The sequence below is a fragment of the Vibrio sp. 9-16B-A1 genome (assembly GCF_056726165.1).
In genome coordinates, this window is the sequence record NZ_JBSDZD010000002.1 from 291,091 (window position 1) to 302,983 (window position 11,893).

Sequence of the window (11,893 nt, forward strand, 5' to 3'; positions counted from 1 at the left end):
ACAAACAAGGAGTTGTTATGCTTGTACCATCTACCTCAGTATACCCTCTTACGTCGAACTGCCATATCGCAGGACTTTCCGATCACAGTGCAAATTTCATGTCTGCCCGAAGCCGGCAGCGCGCCTTTCTGCCACAACAGGGCTCACACTGGTGGCGCTTTGAATTCTGCTCCGCTATCAACCTTGAACAGTTTATCTCTGACATCTACCTGTTTGGCTTTTATGGAGAAATTCAGGTCAAGGGCCTGGTGGTTGAAATTCAGAGCCACACCGACCTCACTGCCACCATGCTGCGTAACCTGACAGGACGCGAGCATGATCTGTCACTCAGTGAGCTCAAGTCCGATGTCGTTACCATCTGTAATGATGCTCACGCACTGCTTTGCAACAGCAAAAACAGCGGTGCACTGGTCTTTGCCGGAGAGCAGACCTGTAACTTTGAGTTTGATGCGAAACCCAGCGCCTGGCTGGTGCTCGAAGAGCTGAGTCACAGTATTGATATCAATGACATCATTCACTTTGACCCACGCGGACATTTAATCGTCCGGGGCGGCGAAGAAGTCCGGCTGAAAATCACAGACCAACTGTACAGATTTACAACAAACTAGCTCTTTAGCGTGACTGCTGCCATTATATGAAGAGAGTCGCAGTAGTCATCAGGGAGAATTATGCAGCATCGTGGTATTAAGCGCAGGGAGCAGCTCCAGCAGGCCGCCCGGGAGTTACTGGCAGAGCGGGATGTCACCCTGGTGACATTTGCAGATGTGGCTGCCCGGGCCAAAATCCCAAAGAGTTCGGCTTACCACTTCTACGCCAATATCGATGACCTGTACACAGAGATCGCAGCCCAGTACGGCGCTGAGCTGCTGACCCTGCTGAGCGAGCTGCCCGATGACAGTGAAGTGAACAACTGGCACGATATCGTGGATATTCTGGTTGCCCGTGCAATAGATTTCTACGAACGCGAAAGACCCGCAGCCCAGCTGATCATTTCCGGCAAAACCTCCGCCAGCATCAAACAGAAAGACCGCTCAAACGATCAGCTCATCGCGGCGGCCTGTTTTGATATTCTTGATCATTTCTTTGAACTGCCTGCACTTGACCGTCATTCCGACATCTTTTTCATCTGGGTAGAACTGGTTGATACGGTTTTCACCATATCCCACATGCGCTATGGCATGATCACCAAAGGAATGGAAACCGAAGCCAAACGGGCGGCCAAATCCTATCTGGGCTGTTACGTGCCAGTTGATACCCCAAAAAAAACAGCCGCTGATTAGCGGCTGTTTCAATATCTGGCGGTTAACTGCCCAGAATGTTTCTGACCAGTTCCAGGTCTTCCGGAGTATCCACCCCCGGAGGCGGCGCAACATCCGCAACGGCTACATGAATTTTCTCACCATACCAAAGCACGCGAAGCTGCTCCAGACACTCAATCTTCTCAAGCTGGCTCGGCTCCCAGTTCACGTAGGTTTTAATAAACCCGGCACGATACGCGTAAATACCGATATGACGCTGCAGAGGCTGCTTCACCGGCTTTTCATCCGTTGCAAAGGCATCCCTGTCCCACGGAATCGTTGCGCGGCTGAAATAGAGCGCGTAACCATCTTTATCGGTCACAACTTTCACGGCATTCGGGTTAAACACCTCAGCCTGATCTTCAATTTCCACCGACAGTGTCGCCATCGGCGCTACCGAGCCAGCCAGGTTGTCAGCAACCTGTGCAATGATCTGCGGCGGGATCAGAGGCTCGTCCCCCTGAACATTCACCACGATATGGTCATCGGCAATGCCCATCTTATCGACCACTTCTGCCAGGCGCTCAGTACCGGATTGGTGATCCGGTGAGGTCATACACACATCAGCGCCAAACGCTTTTGCCGCCTGTTCGACCTTACTGTCATCGGTAGCGATGATCACCCGCTCAGCCCCGGCCTGAATCGCCTGAAGATACACCCACTCAATCATAGGCTTACCGGCAATATCTGCCAGCGGTTTACCGGGCAGACGGGTAGACTGGTAACGGGCTGGAATAATTACGGTAAAAGACATTACTTACCCTCTTCAAGGCTCATGCTGCGCGCCTCTGGCTCCAGCAATACCGGAATACCCTCTTTGATAGGGAATGCAAGACGGTCCAGTTTGCAAATCAGCTCTTGATTCTCTTTGTCGAACGTCAGTTTTCCTTTGCAAACCGGGCAAGCCACGATTTCAAGAAGACGATGATCCATACTCTTCCTTTACCTCTTTTATAGTTCTGATAATCTTCCGAGCGGCGCTGCCCAGCTCTGCACTGACCGGTAAATACCACCAGGTTTGCTGCGCATGCTGATAACACTTCACCGCATCTTTCTCAGTCATAATAACGTTGTCTGCGCCGGCTGCCAGCGCGCTGATTTTCTCTACCGGCAGGGCTTTATGATCTTCTGCCGGTAACGTATCGGCCAGTGTGGCCCCCAGTTCCGTCAGGGTATTAAAAAAGCGCTGCGGGTAACCAATAGCGGCAAAGGCCGCCAGTGAACCCAGCTCTGTCACCGGCTTTCTCTCACCGGTTTTCAGGTTAACGGCCAAATCAGGCTTTAACGTCATGGCGATTTCATTGCTGTGCGGCTGGCCTCCGTTGGTAATAATGAAATCCACCTCACCCAAACGCTCTGTACTCTCACGCAGCGGTCCGGCCGGGATCAGCTTCTGGTTACCAAACCGGCGCTGGCCATCAACCACCACGATTTCAATATCGCGCTGAAGTGCGTAATGCTGAAGTCCGTCGTCAGTGATGACCACATCCACCTTCGATTCCAGCAAAGCTTTTACCGCAGCGGAGCGATTCGGGTCTACAACCACTGGCGCACCGGTGCGGCGGTGAATCAACAGCGGCTCATCACCACACTCGCTGGCCTGGGACTCTGCACTCACCTGATATGGATAATGCGGCGCTTTGGCACCATATCCCCGCGAAACCACGCCCGCTTTTATGCCCTGCCTGGCCAGCTCTTCCACCAGCCAAACCACGACCGGCGTTTTACCGTTACCGCCGGCAGTAATATTGCCGACCACAACCACTGGCAGCGGCGCACGGTAACTGGGCTTATCACCATTTTGATACGCACAGCGACGGCGACGACTAATCTGTCCAAACAGCCAGCTGAGCGGTGTCAAAACCGGCCAGAGCAACAGCCCCAGCCAGTGTTTGCCAAACCACAGAGATTCGACCATGCGATTTACTCGCTGAACTGGATACGGTGCAGCTGAGCATAAGCACCATCTTTTTCCAGCAACTCGCCGTGGGTACCCTGCTCAATCACCTGGCCGTTATCCACCACCAGGATCTGGTCCGCATTCTCAATGGTAGACAGACGGTGCGCGATAACCAGTACCGTCTTGTTCTTCTGCAGCTCATCCAGTGCACCCTGAATAGCACGCTCAGATTCAGTATCCAGTGCAGAGGTTGCCTCATCGAGAATAAGAACAGGAGAATCACGCAACAGCGCACGGGCAATCGCCAGACGCTGACGCTGACCACCAGACAGGTTCACGCCATTTTCACCGATAATGGTGTCATAGCCCTGCTCCAGGCCCTGAATAAACTCATCGGCATGAGCCAGTTTGGCAGCGTGCTGAATTTGCTCAAGACTGTACTTATCTTTAGCCGCATACGCGATGTTGTTGGCAACGGTATCATTGAAGAGGTGAACGTTTTGCGATACCAGGCCAAAGTGAGTACGCAGGTTCTTCAGTTCATAATCCCGCACATCGTAGCCATCAAGAGTGATTTGGCCTTCGTCCAGATCGTAGAAACGGGTAAACAGATTCGCGATAGTACTTTTACCTGAGCCGGAGCGGCCAACCAAGGCAAGGGTTTTACCGGCAGGCAGATTGAAACTGACTTTTTTAAGCGCTGGTGTCTCACGGGTCGGATAAGTGAAAGTGATGTCTTTTACTGCGATGTCACCCTGTACCCGATCTTTGGCAAACTTGCCGTGGTCATTCTCGGTTGGCATATCCATCAGACCAAACAGGGTCTGACACGCCGCCATACCGCGCTGGAAGTCAGACGTCACTGCCGTCAGACCACGCAGTGGGCGCAGCATGCTCAGCATGGCCGAGAACACAACGGTAAACGTACCGGCGGTCAGCTCGGCACGAATCGAGTCCACGCTGGCCAGGAACAGGACCGTTACCAGCGCAAGGGAACCAATCATCTGAATTACCGGGCTTGCCAGCTGCTGGGCGACTACCATCTTCATGCTTTGCTGGCGCATGCGGTTACTCACGCTCCCAAAACGTGATTTCTCTACGTCCTGACCTCCATAGCTCAGCACTACTTTATGGCCTTTCAACATCTGTTCAGAAGAGGTCGTAAGGTTACCCATTTCTGTCTGCATCGCTTTAGAGATCTTACGGAAGCGGCGGGATACCGTACCAATTGCCCACGCCACAACAGGGCCGACAACCAGCAGCACCAGAGACAGTTCCCAACTGCTCCACACCATCAGACCAATAAGACCGATAATACTGGCAGTTTCACGCACAATATTGACCAACGCCTGACTGGTTGAAGATGCTACCTGCTCGGTATCATAAGTAATACGCGAAAGCAGCTTACCGGTAGACTCACGGTCAAAAAATGACACCGGCATATCCATAAAGTGGTTAAAAATCTTGCGGCGCATCGCCATGACGACATGGTTGGATACCCAACTCATACAGTAAGCCGAAACAAATCCACTGGTACCGCGGATAAGCATCAGTGCCAGGATAATAAATGGCATCTTGCGAAGAAAATCAGAATCTGCCTGACCAAAGCCTTCATCAAGCAATGGTTTAAGCAGGGAAAGCATGTAGGTATCACTCAGGGCGTTGATAACCAACATGACAACCGCGACAGCCAGGCCAGCTTTGTACAGCGAAATGTACGGCCATAAACGTTTAAATGTCGCGTAAGTCGAATGATCTTGTTGATTGGACATAACTAATTGTAATTGGAAAAATTCGCCCCATTCTATACCCAAACCCAGCCCGGATGCGAGTCCCGGGGTCAGAATTTCCGGCCAGGATTGCGCTGCACATCGCGAAACCAACGTGGACGAAAATGGCCACGCGCCGTTTTTACATCCGGCTCATCACCACTCAGAACAATCATGATCTGACCACTGGTGGCTGTGTCCAGCCATCGCGCACCATACTTTCGGTAACGCGCCACCACTTTGGGGTTTGGCATGTTCCAGTGATTATCATAAGCCATGGCACCCAACGCCAGGCCGGAGGATACCTCCTTAACAAAGCTCTCCGTAGAAGAGGTAATACTGCCATGGTGCGGCACCAGAATAATGTCTGCAGCCAGGCTCTTTTCGCTACGCAGTATCAGCCACTCGCTGATTGCATCAATATCCCCGGCAAGCAATATCCTGTACTGCCTCTCTGTCACCATCACTACACACGAGTGTGGATTATACGCGCGCGTAACCTGTACCGGTGGCCAAAGCGCATCAAACTTCACCCCCTGCCACTCCCATTGCTCACCCCGCACACAGGGCTGATAACCTGGTTCAGACTGACTGGCGCGCATCCAGTCAGGCGCGAGAAGTCGCTCCGCATCCTCTTTCCCTCCCGCATGGTCTGAATCAAAATGGCTGATAATCAGCCCTGTCAATGACCGGATCCCCTCACTACCGAGAAAGGGCACCACCACAGACTCCACATTACTGCCACCAGGCCAGGCGGTACCGGTATCATAAAGCACCGCTTCCCCATTTTTGGTCAAAGTAACAGCAAGACCGTGCCCGACATCCAGTAACGAGAGTTGTAACCCACTTTGACGGGGAGCGGGCCACAGCTAGGCAAATATCATTACGCTCAGCGCGACAGCCAGACGTCCCTGATTCCAGTACCATCCTGCCAGCAGTATCGCCGGCACCAGAAACAGAGCGGCATCCAGAGGTGTCATAGAAACCCAGCCAAGGTTCTGAGGCTGCCAGAAAAGCACGGGAGAGAGGCTCATATCCACCACCTTCCACAGATAAATACTCATGCCAGGCGCAAGAGGTGAGAACAGCAGGCCTGCCATCACCAGTGGCATACTCACCATACTGACCCAGGGAACAAACAGCACATTGGCTGCAAGCCCAAGCCAGCTGACACCCTGATAGAAAAGCAGGCTGAACGGCAACAGCCCTATAAACAGCCACAACTGAACTATCACCAGTGCTCTGAGCTTCCCCGTAAAAGCAGCGGTCTGAAGCGAATGAAAGACATTGGCGAGAAAAATCGCGCTCACTGCAGCAAAAGAGAGCCAGAATCCCTGGCTAAGAGGAGCGAAAGGGTCCAGGGTTAATATGACTGCGAGGGCCGCCATCAGTATCTGCCAGGGAGACCAGTGTCGTCGCAGTAGTCGCTGCATAGCAATGAAAACACACATAATAAGGGCCCGCTGGGCAGGCAGGGTAAATCCCGACAGCCAGGCATACCCGGCAGCAGCCAGTAACCCGGTTACCAGACTCAGCCATGGCGGAGCCGGCAGGAGCAACGATGCCAGCCAGCGCCCGCCCCACCAGCCAGCAAAATAAGCCAGGCCAACATGAAGCCCGGATATCGCCAGCAAATGAATAAGCCCGCTGTTACGTAGCCCCTGCCACTCCTGACTGCTTATCCCGCTGCGGTCTGCAAAAGTGAGTGCCAGAATGTACTCCTGATACTCAAGCCCCCGGGTTACGGCAATGATCTTCTGATACCACGCCCCCCTCAAACTGCTGCGGTCACCCAGGCGTTTTGCTTCCCTGACCACTGCGTCTGCATGCCAGCCCCGTGCCAGATAATGAGCCTCTTTATCAAACCCGGTTTTGTTCAGACGTCCCTTGATTGGTTTGAGCCTGACACTCAGCTGCCAGTTCTGGCCAGGTGCCGCATCAGGTGGAAGCTCCGGCCAGATCACGCGTACCACTGGGCGCTGTATATAGCTCAATGTACGACCATTTATCGAATCGACAGTAAAACTCGCCTGAAAACCATAATTAATTTGCTTAAAAAAGCTGTCAATTTGTCCCGATATGGTAATATCCTGACCTTTATCAAATACGGCATTGATTCTGTCCTGATATAAATGGCCGTGAAGTATGACCAGGCCAAGCGCGACTGCCAACGCGCCCAGCCATTTAAGGCGTACTGAAAGAAATGAAATCCCCAGCAGAATCGCTGAAAGCACCAGGTAATCCGGCGTCGGCATAAATATCCACCATCCTGCCGATCCCAGTACCAACAGGTATATACTTAGTGCTGAGCCAGAAAAGTGAGTTGTCATCCGCTATGCCAAGAAAATTTATTCAAAAGTTCATGCCAGACCACGAGGTCATTAAACGGCAAAAGGCACTCAAGATCTTTGGCAACGTCCTGTATAACCCCAACCTGTGGTGTCTGAACCGCCGCTCTGCAGCCGGCGCTTTTGCCGTTGGCCTGTTTATGGCGTTTGTGCCGCTGCCAAGCCAGATGATCATGGCGGCCGGGCTGGCCATCGCCTGTGGTGTTAACCTGCCTCTGTCGGTTGCCCTGGTTTGGGTGAGCAACCCGGTGACCATGCCGGTACTGTTCTACTTTGCCTACAAAGTAGGCGCGGTGGTCATGTCAACGCCTCCCCAACACTTCCATTTTGAACTGTCATGGGAATTTATTGGCCAGCAGATGTCGACTATCGGTCCTCCGTTCCTGCTAGGCTGTGCTATCTGTGGCGTGGTATCGGCCGTCATCGGCTATTTCGGCATTCGCGGCCTGTGGCGTTACTCTGTTGTTCGCAGCTGGCAAAAGCGCAGTTTTCGCATTCGACGCAGTTAAGGCAAGCGTGATGTACAGAGCTGAGAGAGATACAGCAATTCCAGCTGAAAGCTCGGCCATGCTGTGACAAATAAATTGAATTGAACTAAAAAAAGGGCCATTTGGCCCTTTTTTACTATTGTACTTTCGCTGTTCGAAATGATGCCACTATTTGGCGCTAAGCACCTGAGCCGGATGAGTACGGCTGGCGCGCTGGGCAGGATAAAGCGTTGCCAGAAGGCTGAGACCAATCGCAGTACCCGATACCAGCGCAACGTCACTCAACTGCACCATAGACGGCAGAAAATCAACAAAGTAAATGTCTCCGGACAGAAACTTATGACCAACCAAACGTTCCAGGCCGCTGATGAGCGTGGTCAGATTAGATGCCACCAGATAACCGGCCACTGAGCCAAGCAGCGCACCAGTGACACCGGAAAACACACCCTGCCAGATAAAAATCCGCCCGATAAGCCCATTACCGGCCCCCATGGTCTTAAGTATCGCGATCTCCCCGGCGCGGTCTTTCACCGCCATCATCAGGGTCGAGACAATATTAAAACTCGCTACCCCAATAACCAGCACCATCACCAGATACATAATGGTTCTGACCAGCTGAATATCGCGATACAAAAATCCGTACTGTTGTTTCCAGCTTTTCAGGTAAACGTAAACCGACAGCTCCGAGCCCACTTCACGAACAATATCCGGCGCATCGAGCACCCGGCTGGTACGAATCGACACACCACTCACACCATCGCCCATACCGGTGTACTTCTGGGCGTCCTCCAGCGGGATCAGCGCCAGACCATGATCAATTTGACCACCAAGGGCGAGCAGCCCGCTCACTTTCAGACGAACCCGCTTCGGCGCCCGGACGCTGCCCTGCTCACCGATTTGCGGCAGCATCAGGGTTATCCAGTCTCCAACTTCAGCGCCCACGCTTTTTGCAATTCCCTGACCGAGGATCACCTGCTTGTTACCCGGCTCAAGCGCCTGCCAGGCGCCTGGCGTAATAAAACGGTACAGATCCGATACCTGCTCCTCAGCCGTTTGATCCACACCGCGGACCTGAAGCGCCTTCAGCTTGGCGCCTTTTTCTACCAGCCCGGTCAGCTTGACATAGGGCGCAGCCGCCGTGACATCCGGATGTTTCTCAGCCTGGGCAATCATCGGCTGCCAGTCATCTATCGCGCCGCGTACGCCTTCAAATTCACCATGAGCCACCACAGACAGAACCCGCTGCTTAAGCTCCCGCTCAAAACCATTCATCGCAGACAGACCAATAATGATCACCGCTACACCCACCGCAATTCCCACCGTAGAGGACAGCGAAATAAAGGACACCATTTTGTTGCGTTTTTTGGCACGGCTGAAACGCGCGCCAATCATCAGTGAAAGCCAGGAACTCATTGCGTGACCTCAGCTTCCGGCTCCAGCAACTCGCCATCCTGCATGCTCAGCTGACGATCCATTTTCGCGGCCAGTTCGTTGTCGTGCGTGACCACCAGAAAGGCAGTGCCCGACTCACGATTAAGCTCACGCATCAGATCATAAATTGCCAGCGCGGTTTTGTGGTCCAGGTTACCGGTTGGTTCATCGGCCAGCACCAGCGACGGCTGATTGACCAGTGCACGGGCAATGGCCACCCGTTGGCGCTCACCACCGGAAAGCTCCGACGGACGATGGTCAACCCGGTGGCTCAGCCCTACTTTATCCAGCAACTTTCGTGCGGCGTCCTGAGCCTCTTTTACCGGCTTGCCACCGATCAACAATGGCATCGCGACATTTTCCAGCGCGGTAAAGTCGGCCAGAAGATGGTGGAACTGATACACAAAACCAACATGCTGGTTGCGAAGCTTAGCCTGCTTATTACTGCTGAGAGACGCAAGATCAGTTCCCTGAAACACCACATGACCAGAACTGGCATCATCCAGCGCGCCCAAAATATGCAATAAAGTGCTTTTCCCTGAACCGGATGAACCGATGATGGCCGCCAGTTCGCCCTCTTTGAGCGAAAAGCTCACGCCTTTCAGCACTTCGGTATCAATCCCGCCTTCCTGGTAGGTTTTGCAGACAGAGTGACAGGAGAGTAAATCATTCATAACGTAGTGCCTCAGCAGGTTTGACCGATGCGGCCCGGTAAGACGGGAAAAGAGTTGCAGCTACACTCAGTGAGATAGCCAGGAAAATCACCGTTGCGATTTGCCACGGATTGATCAGTACAGGAAGCGCGGTGCCAACATTAAACAGATACACGCCAAGGACATCCAGAATGGCGTTCAGATTTGCCGCCAGAAGTGCGCCGAGCGCGCCTCCCACCAGGGCACCAAACACGCCACTGCTCGCTCCCTGAACCATAAAGGTCGCCATCACCTGGCCTTTGGTCATCCCCTGGGTTTTCAGGATAGCCACTTCGGACTGCTTCTCCATCACCACCATGATCAGCGCGGAAATAATATTAAAGGCGGCCACGGCCACAATCAGCCCAAGCATCAGCCCCATCATGTTTTTTTCCATCCGCACTGCCTGGAACAGCTCGCCGCGCTGCTCGCGCCAGTCACTCCACTGCCAGCCATCAGGAAGTTTACGCTCTGCAAGAGTGCCGACTGCAAACGGATCATCCAGAAACAGCCGCCAGCCACTGATCTGGCCCGGAGCCATGCGGAGCAGACGCCCTACATCGGAAATGTTGCCAACCATCAGTTGAGCATCGATATCTGAGCCGGTGTTAAACACGCCCGCCACGGTAAAATTACGCTGACGCGGCACCCGGCCAAGCGGGGTAAACTGGCTCGCACCAGTAACCATCAGGCGCACTTTATCACCCGCGCGCACATTCAGCTGGCGTGCCAGCGCGTAGCCAATAAAGACCCGGTATTCTCCGTCCTCAAGATCAGCAAGCGTCCCCCCCAGTAAATACTGACTGACCGGGTCACCCAATGCCGGATCCACTCCGATAAGCATCCCGGCAGAGAGCTGAGATGCACTCTGGATCACCGCTTCGCTGCGGGTAAGTGGCGCAGCTGCCTTCACGTGCCCGATTTGACGCAGAAAATCCGGCTGAACTTCAGAAAAGGTTTTGGCTTCGCTGACAACGGCATGGGGCAGTACGCCAAGAATGCGTCCTTTGAGCTGGGCTTCAAAGCCATTCATAACCGAAAGGACGGTGATGAGCGCCAGCACCCCTATGGTGATCCCGGCGGTAGACATGATGGAAACAAACCGGCTGAACCGGTCCCCTGAACGCCCCCGAAGGTAGCGCAGGCCGATATACGCCGATATTGGATGGAACATACTGTTAAACCTTGAATTCACTTCTGCGGCTACTGTACCGAATGCGGGGCGTTACGCCTAGACCCGGCAGGGAGAAAAGCCAAAAAATGACAGGCATGTCCGGCAAGATGACGAAAACCTGACGGATTCGTTACAACATTCCTTGATTCGTGAGCTGACACTGCGATAATCAAAAGGTTAGTCTAATGGGCAGGCTGCCCACAGGAAGCGAATTATGGATCAACAAGAATATTTCACCGTTCAGCACAGCTTATCTGCCAATATCGAACCGCTGGGTTCAGACTTTGTTCTGCCAGAGCAGGAGCAATTTGTTGAAGAGATCCCCACCCCGTTTCTGGTCGCCACCGAGTTCAGCGCTCTGGACTCACTGACCGACAAAGCCATCAATGAGCTGCGTAACAGTGACCTTTCCAACGTGGTCCAACTGCTTGAATCACAAAACAGCAAGCTCAACCTGCTGCTGACCTTTATGCTGTCACAGCAGGACGATGCCCGCTTATCCCATAAGACAGAAAGCTTTGGCGCCAGCCAGTTTACTTACCATACTGCTCATCCGCCAAAACAGGACCAGCTGGCCCGCGTGAAGCTGTTCATCGAGCGTCCGGCATCCGCCGTCTACTGCTACGGCAAAGTCACAGCCGTTGAAGTGGGTGATGACACCAGCCGTGTAACCATTGTCTTTGTCCGTATGCGCGATGAAGATCAGGACCTGCTGATCAAAGCCGCCCTGTTCCAGCAACAAAAACTACTGCGTAAACGCTCGCTTGAGCGCGACGAAAAAAACTAATTCAGC

The 11,893-nt window shown here is 53.3% G+C and carries 13 protein-coding genes; 4 read left to right on the plus strand and 9 right to left on the minus strand.

Annotation, left to right across the window (positions count from 1 at the left end; genetic code table 11):
• Positions 1-17 precede the first annotated feature (17 nt).
• Both ACVB80_RS05020 and ACVB80_RS05025 read left to right on the plus strand, forming a co-directional pair.
• A complete protein-coding gene (locus tag ACVB80_RS05020) occupies positions 18-608 on the plus strand; it encodes a hypothetical protein (protein ID WP_481080175.1) in 591 nt (196 codons plus the stop codon).
• A 60-nt stretch (positions 609-668) separates the two neighbouring features.
• Entirely contained in the window at positions 669-1,280 is a 612-nt protein-coding gene (locus ACVB80_RS05025; RefSeq protein ID WP_481080176.1) for a TetR/AcrR family transcriptional regulator, read from the plus strand.
• A gap of 22 nt (positions 1,281-1,302) precedes the next feature.
• On the opposite strand, the gene kdsB is transcribed toward ACVB80_RS05025, so the two are convergent.
• The 6 genes from kdsB to ACVB80_RS05055 form a co-directional block, all read right to left on the minus strand.
• Positions 1,303-2,052: a 3-deoxy-manno-octulosonate cytidylyltransferase gene (kdsB, locus tag ACVB80_RS05030; protein ID WP_481080177.1), complete on the minus strand. Its 750-nt coding sequence runs from the start codon at positions 2,050-2,052 to the stop codon at positions 1,303-1,305.
• A complete protein-coding gene (locus ACVB80_RS05035) occupies positions 2,052-2,231 on the minus strand; it encodes a Trm112 family protein (RefSeq protein ID WP_481080178.1) in 180 nt (59 codons plus the stop codon). Before ACVB80_RS05035 ends, kdsB begins: the two co-directional genes overlap by 1 nt.
• Complete coding sequence (gene lpxK / locus ACVB80_RS05040) at positions 2,212-3,216, minus strand: tetraacyldisaccharide 4'-kinase (protein ID WP_481080179.1); 1,005 nt, start codon at positions 3,214-3,216, stop codon at positions 2,212-2,214. The genes ACVB80_RS05035 and lpxK overlap by 20 nt, the downstream gene beginning before the upstream one ends.
• A 5-nt stretch (positions 3,217-3,221) precedes the next feature.
• Entirely contained in the window at positions 3,222-4,970 is a 1,749-nt protein-coding gene (msbA, locus tag ACVB80_RS05045; RefSeq protein ID WP_481080180.1) for a lipid A ABC transporter ATP-binding protein/permease MsbA, read from the minus strand.
• Between the two features lie 68 nt (positions 4,971-5,038).
• On the minus strand, positions 5,039-5,836 hold the full coding sequence (locus ACVB80_RS05050; protein ID WP_481080374.1) for a DNA internalization-related competence protein ComEC/Rec2: 798 nt from the start codon (positions 5,834-5,836) through the stop codon (positions 5,039-5,041).
• On the minus strand, positions 5,837-7,222 hold the full coding sequence (locus ACVB80_RS05055) for a DNA internalization-related competence protein ComEC/Rec2 (RefSeq protein WP_481080181.1): 1,386 nt from the start codon (positions 7,220-7,222) through the stop codon (positions 5,837-5,839).
• Positions 7,223-7,302: 80 nt separating this feature from the next.
• Between ACVB80_RS05055 and ACVB80_RS05060 the strand changes: the two genes are divergently transcribed.
• Positions 7,303-7,824, plus strand: a complete 522-nt coding sequence (locus tag ACVB80_RS05060) for a DUF2062 domain-containing protein (protein ID WP_481080182.1) — start codon at positions 7,303-7,305, stop codon at positions 7,822-7,824.
• Between the two features lie 147 nt (positions 7,825-7,971).
• Here ACVB80_RS05060 and lolE read toward each other — a convergent pair whose 3' ends face one another.
• From lolE to lolC, 3 genes are read right to left on the minus strand one after another with little or no spacing between them, the layout of a single operon-like run.
• A complete protein-coding gene (gene lolE, locus ACVB80_RS05065) occupies positions 7,972-9,216 on the minus strand; it encodes a lipoprotein-releasing ABC transporter permease subunit LolE (protein ID WP_481080183.1) in 1,245 nt (414 codons plus the stop codon).
• Positions 9,213-9,908, minus strand: coding sequence for a lipoprotein-releasing ABC transporter ATP-binding protein LolD (gene lolD, locus ACVB80_RS05070; RefSeq protein ID WP_481080184.1), 696 nt, complete (start codon positions 9,906-9,908; stop codon positions 9,213-9,215). The genes lolE and lolD overlap by 4 nt, the downstream gene beginning before the upstream one ends.
• Entirely contained in the window at positions 9,901-11,100 is a 1,200-nt protein-coding gene (gene lolC / locus ACVB80_RS05075) for a lipoprotein-releasing ABC transporter permease subunit LolC (protein WP_481080185.1), read from the minus strand. The genes lolD and lolC overlap by 8 nt, the downstream gene beginning before the upstream one ends.
• 214 nt (positions 11,101-11,314) lie before the next feature.
• Here lolC and ACVB80_RS05080 point away from each other — a divergent pair, with 214 nt between their 5' ends.
• Positions 11,315-11,887, plus strand: a complete 573-nt coding sequence (locus ACVB80_RS05080; RefSeq protein WP_481080186.1) for a PilZ domain-containing protein — start codon at positions 11,315-11,317, stop codon at positions 11,885-11,887.
• Positions 11,888-11,893: the final 6 nt, after the last annotated feature.